Annotated in this window: 11 protein-coding genes; 9 read left to right on the top strand and 2 right to left on the bottom strand. The window is 42.7% G+C overall.

Translation table 11 applies throughout. From position 1 onward, the window contains the following. Window positions 1-682: 682 nt before the first annotated feature. Both KIH23_RS07225 and KIH23_RS07220 read right to left on the bottom strand, forming a co-directional pair. Window positions 683-1,303, bottom strand: coding sequence for a hypothetical protein (locus tag KIH23_RS07225; RefSeq protein WP_213212510.1), 621 nt, complete (start codon window positions 1,301-1,303; stop codon window positions 683-685). Window positions 1,304-1,466: 163 nt separating this feature from the next. Next, a complete protein-coding gene (locus tag KIH23_RS07220; protein WP_213212508.1) occupies window positions 1,467-2,753 on the bottom strand; it encodes a serine hydrolase in 1,287 nt (428 codons plus the stop codon). A 141-nt stretch (window positions 2,754-2,894) separates the two neighbouring features. Between KIH23_RS07220 and KIH23_RS07215 the strand changes: the two genes are divergently transcribed. The 9 genes from KIH23_RS07215 (at window position 2,895) to KIH23_RS07175 (ending at window position 14,843) form a co-directional block, all read left to right on the top strand. After that, on the top strand, window positions 2,895-4,214 hold the full coding sequence (locus tag KIH23_RS07215; protein ID WP_213212506.1) for an MFS transporter: 1,320 nt from the start codon (window positions 2,895-2,897) through the stop codon (window positions 4,212-4,214). A gap of 49 nt (window positions 4,215-4,263) precedes the next feature. Then, entirely contained in the window at window positions 4,264-5,427 is a 1,164-nt protein-coding gene (locus KIH23_RS07210) for a fibronectin type III domain-containing protein (protein ID WP_213212504.1), read from the top strand. Window positions 5,428-5,575: 148 nt separating this feature from the next. Then, entirely contained in the window at window positions 5,576-6,124 is a 549-nt protein-coding gene (locus tag KIH23_RS07205) for a DUF6252 family protein (RefSeq protein WP_213212503.1), read from the top strand. Window positions 6,125-6,363: 239 nt separating this feature from the next. Next, on the top strand, window positions 6,364-8,814 hold the full coding sequence (gene lon, locus KIH23_RS07200; RefSeq protein ID WP_213212501.1) for an endopeptidase La: 2,451 nt from the start codon (window positions 6,364-6,366) through the stop codon (window positions 8,812-8,814). 91 nt (window positions 8,815-8,905) lie between these two features. Next, the gene (gene porQ, locus KIH23_RS07195) at window positions 8,906-9,931 is read left to right on the top strand and encodes a type IX secretion system protein PorQ (protein WP_213212498.1); all 1,026 of its coding nucleotides are present in this window, start codon (window positions 8,906-8,908) and stop codon (window positions 9,929-9,931) included. Between the two features lie 41 nt (window positions 9,932-9,972). Then, on the top strand, window positions 9,973-10,659 hold the full coding sequence (gene cmk / locus KIH23_RS07190; RefSeq protein WP_213212496.1) for a (d)CMP kinase: 687 nt from the start codon (window positions 9,973-9,975) through the stop codon (window positions 10,657-10,659). Window positions 10,660-10,778: 119 nt separating this feature from the next. After that, window positions 10,779-12,032 (top strand): nucleoside permease, encoded by a 1,254-nt coding sequence (locus KIH23_RS07185; RefSeq protein ID WP_213212494.1) that lies wholly within the window; start codon window positions 10,779-10,781, stop codon window positions 12,030-12,032. A 53-nt stretch (window positions 12,033-12,085) separates the two neighbouring features. Continuing rightward, window positions 12,086-14,392 carry a T9SS type A sorting domain-containing protein gene (locus KIH23_RS07180; RefSeq protein ID WP_213212492.1) on the top strand — a complete coding sequence of 769 codons (2,307 nt, stop codon included), beginning with the start codon at window positions 12,086-12,088 and terminating at the stop codon, window positions 14,390-14,392. A gap of 10 nt (window positions 14,393-14,402) precedes the next feature. After that, the gene (locus KIH23_RS07175) at window positions 14,403-14,843 is read left to right on the top strand and encodes a VOC family protein (RefSeq protein ID WP_213212490.1); all 441 of its coding nucleotides are present in this window, start codon (window positions 14,403-14,405) and stop codon (window positions 14,841-14,843) included. The last annotated feature ends 286 nt before the right edge of the window (window positions 14,844-15,129 follow it).

Genomic DNA, 15,129 nt, shown 5'->3' with positions numbered 1-15,129 from the left:
AAGTGGTGAGTGTTGTAAATGTAGTAAAATTTCTTACAGAGGCAAAAAAAAGTGCCTGAGGCGCTGAGCGGCTGAGTGCCTGAGATGGGGGAGTGAGCTACCTCCTGCGTCGGGAGGATGAGACACGGCTGCGCCTATAGACACGCTGCGCTACAGACCGCTTCGCTGTAAGAATTACGAATTATGAATTATGAATTACGAATGGGGCTTCAAACTCAACTTCTAAACCTTTTACACTTTTTAAACCTGTATTGGGTTGTGTGATACACGGCTGTTTCAACTCAACTTCTAAACCTGTTACACTTTTTAAACCAGTAGCGGGTTGTGGGTTACCCGGCTGTTTCAACTAAACTTCTAAACCTTTTACATTTTTTAAACCAGTATTGGGTTGTGGGTTACACGGCTGTTTCAACTCAACTTCTAAACCTTTTACTCTTTTTAAACCTGTAGTAGGGTCCCGGTTATACCAATGTTTCAAAAATCAAAGTTCGTTAATCTTCATTCGTTAATCATTACAGACCGCTGCGCTGTAAGAATTACGAATTATGAATTACGAATTACGAATGGGGCTTCAACTCAACTTCTAAACCTTTTATACTTTTTAAACCTATAGCGGGTTCTCGTTTACACCAATGTTTCAAAAATCAAAAATCAAAAATCAAAAATCAACAATCGTTAATCATCACAGCTCCTTCCTAAACACCCCCGCAGCTTCTTCAACAAACCCCAACTTTTTTAAATAGGTAAAGTAGTTTTTGTTGTTGCCTTCGGCGATCACGGTTTTATAGCCCGCGGCAATGAATTGTTCGCGCAGTTGCACATATACATATTGCCCGTTTTTGAAGTCTTTGTATTCGGGCAAGACCAGGTCAAGTTGTACTTTGAGGATGGTGTCTTGTTCGCGCTGCGCAATAAAGAGTCCGGCTACGGCCATGTTGCGCAGAATAAAAAAGCACAGGGTGTTTTTGTCGGGGTTGTAGTCAAAGCCCGGGCTATAGCCTTGGATGCGCTGGTTGTGAAAGGCCAGAAAGCGTTTGAGGTAGTCACTTTTGGCTTTGATTTCAAGGATTTCAAATACTTCGGTTTTGCGGTAAATCTGCCACAGATAATAGGCGTCTACCAAAACGATGATGCCGTTGAGCACGCCTACCGGTAGGGCGCCAATGAGAAAACCATAGACTGAAAACAGTAAAGCCCCGATAAGGTTGATCCATCTGAATTTAATAATCGAGCTCATCATCATGGAGAGCACAATCACGCCCGAGGCTAGGTAGCCTATCCAAGCCAAAAGAGTTTCGGTCATAAAACGGTTTTTTGAATTTCAGCGGGCAAAAGTACACTAAATTTTGATGTGCTATAGCCACCGGTGGGTAGAATTGCTTTAGCCCTGATGGACGCGGCAGCTTTGGGTGCTGGGGTTCAGCGCCCAAACTACAGCAGACAGCAGGAATAGCTTCTGCTCAAAATTATTCTTTAATCCATTTGAGGCGGGTAGTCTGGCCGTTTTGGTGAATTTTGACGCAGTATAAACCGCGCGCTAAGCCCGAAACATCTATAGTTGAAGCGGTCGTAGTCAGGATTTTTTGCCCAAGGGCTGAATAGATTTCAATGTGGGCATCAGCCGCCAAGTGTGTGATGTTGAGCTCGTTTTGCGCCGGATTCGGATAAAGTGAAGGCTGGGCTTGTTCAGGGTTTTGCAAGGCCAAATTACAATCGAGTAAGTTGATGCGCTGCCAGATTTCATTGCACAACAAAAACGGGACTTCGAGGTCATTTGAGGCGTTACCCATACGCACCACCACCAATCCTTGGCTTGGGGCAATGCTCAAGATTTGTCCGTTTTTGCCAATGGCGGCATACATATCAGCGGGGGCATCGGGGGCATACGAACCCGGGAATACGATTTGCGAAGTGGGCACCATAAAGCTCGATTTTCCGTTGAGCCACCACAAATAACCATACGATAAGTTGAGGTTTTGCGAGGTGTTGATCATTTGGTTGTAGTAGGTGGGGTTGATGAGTTGGGTGCCGTTCCAAGCGCCGCCGCCTTGTATGAGTAGCCCAAAGCGTGCCATACTGCGCACCCGGCTAAAGTAAACATTGTCATAGTCAACTGTGGTCCAAAGGCCGGTCATGCCCGTGGGCGTTTTGAGTTTTTGTTGGGTGTATAGGTTGATGTTGACTCCGGTGGCGTTTTCAAGCACGCTTTCGAGCAAGGTATACGGAGCATTGTGGTAGGCCCAGCGCGTGCCTGCATTGGCCAGATAGTTCAAGCAGGCCGGAGTGGTGCAGTGGTTGTCGGTTACGCCATCATCAAGCCCCGTGGTCATGGTGAGTTGGTGGCGTATGGTGATGTTGTTTTCTTGGGCCAGAGTGCAAGATGTCCAGCCTGTGCCGAGATAGTCAGAGGTTTTGTCTGTAAGGTTGAGGAGGTTTTCTTCTTGGGCTTTGCCTACTAAAAACGAGGTGATGGTTTTGCCGGCCGAGGCCCAATACCACAAGCTGTCTTGGGTAAAGGTTCCGAAGTAGCGTTCGAGCACGATTTTTCCGTCTTTCAAAATCATGAATCCTTTGGTGTTTTGCTGCTCGAGATAATTGTATAAGTTGTCAATGCGCGCTGGGCACCAGCCCAAAGTGGCCGGATCTGTAGTCTGCCAAGCTTGGTTGTTGTCGGTGGGCGGAAAGTATAAAGTTTGAGCTTTGGTGGTGAGCGCAAATGATAGCCAGAACAGTAAAAGGAATATTTTTTTCATGAGGTATTTTTTATCGAGCCTTAAGACGCATGAGTACTCGCTTGGTTTAATACGTTGGGTAAATTTACGGTGAATTTGTTTTGACGCAGATTGAAAGCTATCAAAAAATGAATAAATTCGTCTCGAACTAAAACACTTCTTATGGCGCAATTACCTAAAGGGGATCAAAAACTCCTCAATGCCTGGGCCTTTTATGATTGGGCCAATTCAGTGTATCCGCTGGTGATTTCATCGGCTATTTTTCCGATTTTTTATGAGGCTTTGTTTTCTGACCGAAGCCATTATATTCATGTTTTTGGCACCGAAATCAAAAACTCAGCCTTGATTAGTTTTACCACCGCAGCGGCTTTTATGGTGGTGGCCGTGATGTCGCCTTTGCTGTCGGGCATAGCTGATTATATGGGCAACAAGAAAAACTTTATGCGCTTTTTTTGCTATTTGGGCGCGCTATCGTGTATTGGCTTGAACTGGTTTAGTCTGCAAAATTTATATGTGGGTTTGCTGTTTTATTTTTTGGGGCTCATTGGCTTTTGGGGCAGTTTGGTGTTTTATAATTCGTATTTGCCCGATATTGCTTTTGTAGAACAACAAGACCGCATCAGTGCCAAAGGCTACTCACTGGGTTATGCCGGCAGTGTGCTTTTGCTGATTGTCAATTTGGCCATGGTGATGAAACCTGATTTATTTGGCATTACCGGAACCCCGGGTGAGGCCGCCATGAAGGCCATGCGCTACTCGTTTATAACCGTGGGTATCTGGTGGATTGTTTTTAGCCAATATACTTACTACTATCTGCCCAAAGGCAATAGTCATGCGGGCGAGGTTACGCGCGATGTGATTTTTAACGGTTTTAAAGAACTCAAAAACGTTTGGAAGCAGTTGGGTCAAAACATTCAGCTCAAACGCTATTTGTCCGGTTTTTTTGTCTACAGTATGGCTGTTCAAACCGTGATGCTCATTGCCACTTATTTTGGGGTGCAAGAAATTCAGTGGGAATCAAAAGAGCAAAGCACCATTGGGCTCATTATTTGTATTTTACTGATTCAACTCGTAGCGGTTTTGGGGGCGGTGCTCACCTCACGCGCTTCGGCTAAGTATGGCAATATTCCGACGTTGATTTTCATCAATGGAATTTGGATTTTGTTGTGTATTGGGGCTTATTTTATCACGCTTCCGATGCATTTTTACGTCATGGCCGCTTTGGTGGGTTTGGTTATGGGCGGTATTCAGGCTTTGTCGCGCTCTACCTATTCAAAGCTATTGCCTGAAACCGAAGATACCGCCTCATTTTTTAGTTTTTACGACGTGGCTGAGAAAATCGGCATTGTGATTGGCATGTGTGTGTATGGCATTATTGACCAAATTACCGGTAGCCCGCGTTTTGCGATTGTTTTTCTGTGTGTGTTTTTTATCGTTGGAGTAATTTTGTTGCGCCGTGTTGAATCAGAAACAGATAAATAAGCGTTGTTTGGCTTAAAGAATTATATTTGAAAAATTTTAAAACTCATTCATGAAACGATTTAGTTTATTACTGATTTTAACCCTGTGTTTGGGTGCTTTTTTTAGCGCTTGTGTTACTGAAGATGATACGACCGATCCGGGTTCGCTTAATTTGCAACCAACTGCTTGTGATACGCCTTCATATCTGATTGTGGGCAACATGAACGGAACTTCGGTAACCCTGCAATGGGATGAAACCACCGGAAGTATTTGGGAAGTTCAATTTGGTCCGCAGGGCTTTACGGTGGGTGCCGGAACTTCGGTGTTTTTAAATTTGACCAACCACCAAATCAATGGTCTTGATCCAACGGTTGATTATGAATTTTACATCAGAACCCGTTGCAATAGTGTGCAAAACAGTGAATGGCTGGGGCCTGTGGCTCTGGGCGGACAAGCTGAGTTTTGCACTGAGCCGACCAATGTACAAGTTGAGCGCAATGCGGCTGACAATACTAAAGCGTTTATCAATTGGTCAACTATGGGGGCTTCAAATTGGGATATTCAATACGGAGCTGAAGGATTTGTTTTGGGAACCGGTACCAATTTGAGTTCAAGTGCACCTGAGAAGGTAATCACCGGACTTACCGATGCGGCCTATGACTTTTATGTACGGGCGCATTGCACAGCTACCCAAACCAGTGATTGGGTAGGGCCTATCAATTTATTGGCCGTAGGCGCTTTTGACAACACCACGCTGATGACCGCTAATATTGGCGGGGTTCAGTACAACCAAATGCAGCCTTATATGTATCCGAGTACTCCGGCGGTTATGGTGATTAATCCTGATGCCGGAGCCGGTGAACACCGATATTTGCAAATTCAAGGCGATACCAGTAATGATTTGCTAACCTCGATAGAGTTTAACTTTTACTTGCCTGATAATTTGTGGCAACCGGGTACCTATCCGCTCAATAATTTTAGCGATTGGGTGAGTACCAGCGTAGCGCAACTCACCATTGTTTCTGAACCGCTTGCTTCACCCACAATCATCAAAAGAGTAGTAGAGGGTTCGGGCAATATTGTGGTTTCAGAGTTTAATTTAGAAACCCGCCGCGTTCGCGGTACGTTCTCGTTTAGCTATACCAAGCAAGTACAAGGTTCGGCTGATGTTGAGACCATTCAGGTGGCCAACGGTACTTTTACCTACGCACTAGACGACGATTATTTTGATTAACCACAAACAGGAATAAGTCAAACCTGAATGCGCTTTGTGTTCAGGTTTTTTATTTTTGCTGAGCTGTAGATTTTCGCGAATTAAATTTCGTTTAGTGAATTCAATTAAATACATTTGCTCAGCAGCATTGATAAATAAATTTCAAATTATGAAGGCATTAAAGCTCCTCATCTTAATCGGTTTAATGATACCGTTTGTATTGATTTCATGTGATGACGAACCGGTTGACCCGGCTTTGCTCGTTAAAGACGAAACCAATCAGCCGGTCAATTCAGGAACTATGACTGCTTTGGTAGATGGCGATTTATTTACCGCCGGGTCTATGTCTGGAACCTATAGTGCCTTGCCGGACGGAGCCGGAAACTTGCTTACCATTACCGGTATTAAACCCAACGGACAATATATATTGATACAAATTGCCAACCCGCTTCCGGGCACATACATCGGCAACAACAATACTGCTCCCGAGACCAACATCACCATGTCATACCGCGAGGGACTGAATGCCGATATATTTACCGCTTTTGATTTTATTCAAAACCAGCCCACCGGGATTCTTAAAATTACCAGTTTTAATATGGCTACGCGTAAAGTGTCGGGCACCTTTAATTTTGTAGGACATTTGCCTAGTGCACTTTTTCCGATTGTGCAAGTCAATAGCGGTACTTTTACCGATGTAGGCTTTACACTTCAATAGGGCGTCTGTCATATAACCTGACAAGTTATCCGCCAATTAGGCGGTTTTTTTTTGATAGCACAATTCTTGACGTTGGCTAGTATAAGATTATCGACCAACGACATACGGCCTCAATTTAAGCACGTTTTAATGGTCATACATCGATTTTAATTGAGCAGAAAATAAGCAAGTTATATCTTTGCTCCAGAAATGTTCAACCTATTAGTTTTACCACAGACCACCTACTTTATATCTATTATATGTCACACCACAAATTAGCCAACCTTGACAGTATGTCACTTCAGGAGTTTGATACCGATGCCGAGTTGATTCCGCTTATGACCCCGGAGGATGAAGAAGAGATGTACAACGAAGAACTCCCGAAAACCCTTCCGATACTTCCGCTCAGAAATATGGTTTTGTTTCCGGGTGTTGTGATTCCGATTTCGGCCGGCCGCGATAAATCCATCAAACTCATCAACGATGCCAATGCCGGTGATAAAATTATTGGCGTGGTAGCACAAAAGAATGAAGCCGATGAAGATCCGACCAAAAATGACATTCATAAAATTGGAACCGTAGCAAGAATTCTCAGAGTTTTAAAAATGCCCGATGGTAATGTAACGGTTATTTTGCAAGGCAAGAAGCGCTTTGAGATTGATGCCGTTAATTCTGAGCGTCCGTATATTAATGCCTATGTAAAAGAGGTAGAAGAAAAGCGCCCGAGCGTACACGATACTGAGTTTACCGCCATTATGGATTCAATCAAAGATATGGCCATTCAAATCATCAAAGAAAGCCCAAACATTCCGTCTGAGGCTACCTTTGCGATTAAAAATATTGAGAGCCAATCATTTTTGATCAATTTCGTGTCATCAAACATGAATCTCTCGGTGACTGAAAAGCAAACGCTTTTGGCCATCAATGCGCTTAAAGAACGCGCCCTTGAAACCCTGCGCTACATGAATGTTGAGTTGCAAAAACTCGAACTCAAAAACGATATTCAATCTAAAGTTCGTTTTGATTTAGACCAACAACAACGCGAATATTTCTTGCACCAACAAATGAAAACCATTCAAGAAGAATTGGGTGGAGCCTCGCACGAGCAAGAAATTGAAGAAATGCGCCAGAAAGCCAAGACCAAAAATTGGGATGATAAAACCGCCAAACACTTTGAGAAAGAATTGCTCAAAATGCAGCGTATGAATCCGCAGGCTCCTGATTTTGGCATTCAACGAAATTACTTAGAACTCATTTTAGACTTGCCTTGGGGCAGTTATTCTAAAGACAACTTTGATTTGAAGCGCGCTCAGAAAATTCTTGATCGCGATCATTTTGGTTTAGAAGATGTCAAAAAACGCATCATCGAACATTTGGCTGTGCTCAAGTTGCGCAACGATATGAAATCGCCGATTATTTGTTTGACCGGGCCTCCGGGTGTAGGTAAAACCTCTATCGGACGTTCAATTGCCGAAGCTTTGGGCAGAGAGTATGTACGCATTTCACTGGGTGGTTTGCGCGATGAGGCTGAAATTCGCGGACACCGCAAAACCTATATTGGCGCTATGCCGGGCCGCATCATTCAAAGTTTGAAAAAGGCCGGAACTTCTAATCCGGTGTTTGTTTTGGATGAGATTGACAAACTCTCAAACAGCCACCAAGGCGATCCGTCATCGGCTTTGCTTGAGGTTTTAGATCCGGAGCAAAACAATGCTTTTTATGATAACTTCTTAGAGATGGGGTATGATTTGTCTAAAGTGATGTTTATTGCCACTTCCAACAATATGCAGACCATTCAGCCGGCACTTAAAGACCGTATGGAAGTGATCAAAATGACGGGTTATACCATTGAAGAAAAGGTTGAAATTGCGCGTCAGCATTTGTTGCCCAAACAACTCAAAGAACACGGGCTTACCCCGGCACACATGACTTTGGCTAAAAAGCAATTAGAGAAAATTGTAGAAGGTTATACCCGCGAATCAGGTGTTCGTGGCTTAGAAACCAAGGTGGCTCAAGTGGTGCGCAACATTGCCAAATCAGTGGCCATGGAAGAAGAATACAACAAGAAAGTCACCGACCAAGACATTGTGCGTATTTTGGGTGCCGCCCGATTAGAGCGCGATAAATCTGAAGGTAACGAAGTAGCCGGTGTGGTTACCGGATTGGCTTGGACATCAGTAGGCGGTGATATTTTGTTTATTGAATCATTGCTTTCACCGGGTAAAGGCAGTATGACCCTGACCGGAAACTTAGGTACTGTGATGAAAGAATCGGCTACGATTGCTTTAGAATATATCAAAGCCAACGCTGAATTACTCGGTTTGAGCTCTGAAATGATTGGTAAATACAATGTGCATTTGCATGTACCCGAAGGGGCAACACCCAAAGACGGTCCGAGTGCAGGTATTGCCATGTTGACCTCGTTGGTGTCTTTATACACACAAAAGCGCGTGAAGAAAAATTTAGCCATGACCGGCGAGATTACTTTGCGCGGTAAAGTTTTGCCGGTGGGCGGAATCAAAGAAAAAATCTTGGCGGCCAAACGAGCCAACATCAAAGAAATCATCATGTGTCATGAAAATAAACAAGATGTTGATGAAATCAAAGCCGATTACATTGAAGGTTTGACGTTTCACTATGTGCGTGAAATGAGTGAAGTGCTCAAGTATGCTTTGACCGATCAGAAGGTTAAAAACGCCAAAAAATTATAATCAAAAAACGGCTCACACATCGAGCCGTTTTTTTATGAAAAATAATATCTTCGCAATTGCGTTATCAATACCGCATCAGCAAATTTCCCAGATGATTGGACGTTTACTTTTCTTGGCCTTATTTTTATGCGGTACTGTGGGTTATGCCCAAGTGGGAGGCCAATCAGTATATCAGTTTCTGAATATGGTAACCTCGCCCAGGCAGGCTGCTTTAGGCGGTAAAACCATAACCATTTACGATGCTGATGTCAATCAAGGACACTTTAATCCGGCGGCCATCAATCCGGATATGGACAATCGATTTGCCATTAACTACGGAAGTTATTACGGTGAGGTAACCTACGGAACGGCTGCCTATGCTTATACCTATGACCGACATGTACAGACGTTGCATGCCGGAGTGAATTATGTGAATTACGGCCAGTTTGACGGATACGACGAAACCGGCACACCTACCTCAAGTTTTACCGGAAGCGAGATTGCTTTGTCTATGGGTTATGCATTGAATATTCCGAGCAGTAATTGGCATATAGGAGCCAATGCCAAACTCATCAATTCAACGCTGGAAAGCTACAACTCATTCGGAGCCGCGCTTGATATAGGAAGTATTTATGTTGATGATCAAAACGATATCAATTGGGCTGTTGTTGTGCGCAACCTTGGTACACAAATCAGCACTTATGCCGGAACAAAAGAAAAGTTGCCTACTGAGTTGATGGTTGGGGTTTCGCAAAAGCTGCAAAATGTTCCGCTTAGATGGCATCTCACTTTAGAGAATTTGCAGCAATGGGAGGTTAGTTTCTCCAATCCGGCGCGGGCCAAAAACTCTATAGACGGAAGCTCAGAGCCCGAAAAAGTATCTTTTTTTAACAATGCTTTGCGTCACGTGATTATTGGTGCCGAGTTGTTTCCGGATAGAGGTTTTAATGTGCGCGTGAGTTATAACTTTCGTCGTGGAGAAGAACTCAGATTGCTTGAGCAACGCAATTTTTCGGGTATATCGGTTGGGCTCGGACTCAAAATGGGCCGTCTTAAATTTGATTATTCGTATTCGCGATATACCTTGGCGGCCAATACTAGTTTGTTTGGTTTGACTATAGATTTTAACGAACAATAGATAGAATTTTAATGAATCAGGCGCAGGCTTGAAATATTGATATGAAAAAAATGACCATTGCCATTGACGGATTTTCATCTACCGGTAAAAGCACTTTAGCCAAACAAATTGCCCGCGCCTTGGGTTATGTGTATGTGGATACCGGAGCGATGTATCGCGCGGTGACTTATTACGCTATGCAAAATGGGTTTATTGATGCCCAGCATTTTGACCAAGCCGGTTTGATGGCTCGTTTGCCAGAAGTTCAGTTGGGTTTTGAGTTCAACGCTGATCTGGGTTTTGCCGAGATGTATTTGAACGGTGTAAATGTTGAAACTGAAATCCGTACGCTTGAAGTTTCAGGTTTTGTGAGCAAAATTGCTGAGGTTTCGGCCGTTCGCGCCAAATTGGTCGAGCAACAACAGGCCATGGGTAAAGACAAAGGTATTGTGATGGATGGTCGCGATATAGGCACGGTGGTTTTTCCGGAGGCCGAACTTAAAATATTCATGACCGCCAGCCCTGAGACCCGAGCACAACGCCGCTATGATGAGCTCAAAGGCAAAGGGCAAAGTGTATCTTATGACGAAGTGCTCAAAAACGTACAAGAGCGAGATTATATCGACACACATCGTGAGGATTCGCCTTTAGTGAAGGCTGATGACGCGGTAGAGATTGATAATTCACACCTGACGCGTGAGGAGCAATTTGACGCCGTGATGGATTTGGTGAATCACTACCTTAATTAACCCAACCCACACAGGAGCAACTTTGTTTGTGCCCTCGATTCCGAAATCGTTGTAAATTTTGGTATATGTCAATTAAAATGTTAGTTTTACCCAACTATCAATAACCAAAACTATTATTTATGAATATTAAGTTCAAGCTCACCATCATGAGTTTCCTGCAATTTTTTGTGTGGGGCGCATGGCTCATTACGGTGGCCAATTATTGGTTCGGAACCAAACAATGGAGCGGCGCTGAATTTGGCGCTATTTTTTCGACTTTAGGTATTTCTTCGATTGTCATGCCGGCGCTTACGGGCATCATTGCCGATAAGTGGATCAATGCCGAAAAACTCTACGGTTTACTGCATATTTTGAGTGGTTTGGCTTTGTTGTATATTCCGCAGGTGAATGATCCGATTACTTTTTACTGGGTGATTTTTGCGGCCATGTTGTGCTATATGCCCACCATTTCGCTATCTAACTCGGTAGCTTATAATATTTTGAAGAACAACAATTTTGATGTGGTCAAGGTGTTTCCGCCCATTCGCGTTTGGGGAACTGTTGGTTTTATCGTGGCTATGTGGATCACCAATTTGTCGGGCAATAAGGCTTCGGCCAATATGTTTTACTTTTCAGCGATTGCCGCATTTGTGTTGGGTATTTATTCATTTACCTTACCTAAATGTCCGCCGCAAAAACTCATTTCAGAAAACGCTTCGCTATCAGAAAAACTCGGGCTTACGGCTTTTAAACTGTTCGGAACTTACAAAATGGCTTTGTTCTTTTTGTTCTCGATGTTTCTCGGAGCGGCTTTGCAACTCACCAATATGTATGGCGATGTGTATTTGTCTGAGTTTGCCAGCGTGCCTGAATATGCCGATTCATTCGTGGTGAAATATTCAACGATCATCATGTCGATTTCACAAATTTCAGAGACATTGTTCATCTTGGCGATTCCGTTTTTCTTGAAAAAATTCGGGATCAAACAAGTGATGCTTATATCGATGTTGGCGTGGGTATTGCGTTTTGGTTTGTTCGCGTTCGGAAACCCTGAAGGTGGTTTGTGGATGATTATTATGTCTTGCATTGTGTATGGAATGGCGTTTGATTTCTTTAATATTTCAGGTTCATTATTCGTTGAAACAACTACTGATTCAAAAATTCGTTCCTCAGCACAAGGTTTGTTTATGATGATGTCCAACGGATTTGGTGCGTTCTTTGGCGGATTGGTGAGCGGAATCATCATTGATACGTTCTTTACCCACGACGGAAAACGCGATTGGCACAACATCTGGCTCACTTTTGCCGCTTATGCGCTGGTGATTGCCGTATTGTTTGCGGTGATGTTTAAACACAAACACGAGCCTGAAGAAATAGGCGAGGTAAGTCATTAAAATACAAGCCCTTTCTGTTGAGAGGGCTTTTTCAATAAAAAAATGAAAAAGAAATGAATCAAAAATTGCTGATTGCTTTATTGTTTTTGTCTGTATTGGGGATCAAGGCACAAACAGTTAATTTTTCTGATCCTGTATTTAAAAATAAAATTAAAGCTTGGGGCACTGTTCGAGATAGTAATGGCAGTCCTTTTGTTTTAGACGCTGATGGTGATGGTGAAGTACAAGTTTCAGAAGCTTTGAATGTGTATGAAATTTTTGCCGACGGTGCTTCGGGAGGAAACATTTTTGCCAGCGCTCAAGGTATTGAATATTTTACCAATCTGAAGAGGCTTACCATTAAGTACAACAATCAGATTACGGGTCTTGATTTATCGGCTTTGATCCAATTGGAATATTTGAATACTTATTTGTGTAGTAACCTTTCAACACTGAATGTTTCAGGGTTAAGCCAACTAAAAACCCTTGATTGCAGTTCTTGTGCTTTGACACAATTTGCAGTGAATGATTTGACCGCGCTTGAAACTTTAAATTGTGCTACCAATAAGCTGGTTAATTTTAATATTTCAGGGTTGCAACATCTAACAACCATTACTGGTGCTGGTTTGTCTAATGGAGCACCGGCGCCCCGAACACTTACTTTGAGCAATTTGCCTGCGCTGACCAGTTTGACATGTAACGCCAGCGGGCTTAATGAACTCAATCTATCAGGTGTTGACAACCTGACAACTGTTGATTGTAGGTTTAATAATTTTACCGTTTTAGACTTTTCGATGTTGTATAGTGCTGATTTTATTCAGGCGCAGAACAACTATTTATTAGAGTATTTGTTTGTTAAAAACGGACGCAACGAAACCGTTTATTTTGGCAATAATCAATTTGCCAATGCCATGAGGTATGTATGTGCTGATGAAGATCAGCTTAGTGATATACAGTACTCTATCAACATTGGCGGATATAACCAATGTCATACGAGTTCGTATTGTTCTTTTACACCCGGTGGATTAACTTATCATACGATTACCGGGAGTCATGCATATGATACCAACAACAACGGTTGTGACTCGTCAGATACAGCTGTTTTTCCGAATTTTAAAGTTAAATTACAAAGCGGATCAGCATCGAGTTATTATGTGGCAGACAATTCGGGGGCCTATAGTTTTTATCCGCAAGACGGAAGCTATAATTTGATTCCGGTTATTGAACACCCCGGGTATTTTAATATAAGCCCGAACTCTGTAGCCATACAATTTCCGCAACAAAACAGTCCGTTCCATCAAAATTTTTGTGTAACACCCAACGGAATTCATCACGATGTAGAAGCTCAGATTATTCCGCTCAATCCGGCCCGTCCGGGTTTTGATGTTCGGTATGTGATTGTATACCAAAACAAAGGCAATCAGATTGAATCAGGTTCTATTAGTTATGCTTTTAATGATGCGGTTTTAGATTTGCTCAGTGCGAATCCGCCGGTGAACAACCAAGTGATTAATTATCTGAATTGGACTTTTGTTGATTTGCAACCTTTTGAGACCCGACGAATTTTGGTGAATTTTAATTTGAATTCTCCGCTTGAAACGCCGCCGGTGAATTCGGGATTTATACTTGATGCAACTCTAGCAGTCAACACAACACAAAATGATGATACACCTCAAGACAATACTTTTGTTTTGCACCAAACCGTAGTGAATTCATTTGACCCGAATGATAAAACCTGCTTGGAAGGAAACACCATTCCGTTGACTAAAGTGGGTGATTATGTGCATTATTTGATTCGTTTTGAAAACACCGGAACTGCACCGGCCCAGAATATAGTGGTAAAAGATGTCATTGATACCACTAAGTTTGATGTTTCATCTTTGGTTCCGACTACGGGTAGTCATCCGTTTTTTACCAAAATCAGCAACGGCAATCAGGTTGAATTTATTTTTGAGAACATCCAACTTCCGTTTGACGATGCGAATAATGACGGTTATGTAGCATTTAAAATCAAGACCAAGCCGAATTTGGTTTTGGGCAGTACATTCAGCAATAGCGCGAATATCTATTTTGATTACAACTGGCCAATTATAACCAATACAGCCACAACAACCGTATCAAACGCTTTGGCGAACAATGCTTTTGAGGCAAATACTTGGGTTTCGGTTGTGCCCAATCCGGTGCAAGATGTTTTTGAAATTCAAATGAATGAAAATATTCAACTTCAATCTTGGAAGATCTACAACACACTTGGGCAATTGATGAGATCTGATGATTCTGCGCAAAAAAGCATGGATGTTTCTGCTTTAAATACCGGAAATTATTTGATTAAAATAACAACTGATGCCGGAACCATAACCAAAACTTTTATAAAACAATAAACCAATAGCTATGAACTCAATTCATCCTTATTTAATTTTTAACGGAACTTGCGAAAAAGCATTCTTGTTCTATCAATCAGTTTTTGGCGGGGAAATTCCGTACATGGGCAAGTTTAAAGATATGCCGCCCTCAGATGATCCGAATTGTCCGCCGGCTGAAGGTGATGATGCTGAGCGCGTAATGCACGTTTCACTTCCGATTGGTCCGCACACGATTTTGATGGGCAGCGACAGCACGAGTCAAAGCGGTGATGTGGCGTTTGGCAATAATTTTTCGGTGTCGATTAATACCGAAAGCAGGGCAGAAGCCGACCGTCTTTTTAATGGACTTTCAGCCGGAGGAAATGTTATTATGCCCATGACCAACACTTTCTGGGGTGCTTATTTTGGGATGTTTACCGATCAATTTGGCATTGGCTGGATGGTGAATTTTGATGAGCAGCCGAAATAGTACTTTTAAGATTTAAACCGGAAGCCGATATGTTTTAGGATGTATTGGTTTTTTTTGGATTGTAAGATTTTAAGACTATAAGATTTTAGGACTGCCGGATTTCATGATTTAGTCTTACAATCTTACAGTCTTACAGTCTTGTTTCTTTTTACACTGTTCCTATGGGGCTTCAGGTATCTTAAAAAGCTTCATTTTAAACAATTGCCTCAGTTTACACTTCACGCCTAGCCCCGATAGAGCCGATATCCTCGTAGCGCAGCGAAGAGATTAAGGCGAAAGTGGGAAA

This window comes from Flavobacterium sp. CYK-55, assembly GCF_018413465.1.
Lineage (GTDB): Bacteria > Bacteroidota > Bacteroidia > Flavobacteriales > Flavobacteriaceae > Flavobacterium.
The sequence above is the reverse complement of the archived record's forward strand: the minus strand, read 5'-3'. Positions and strand labels throughout refer to the sequence as shown.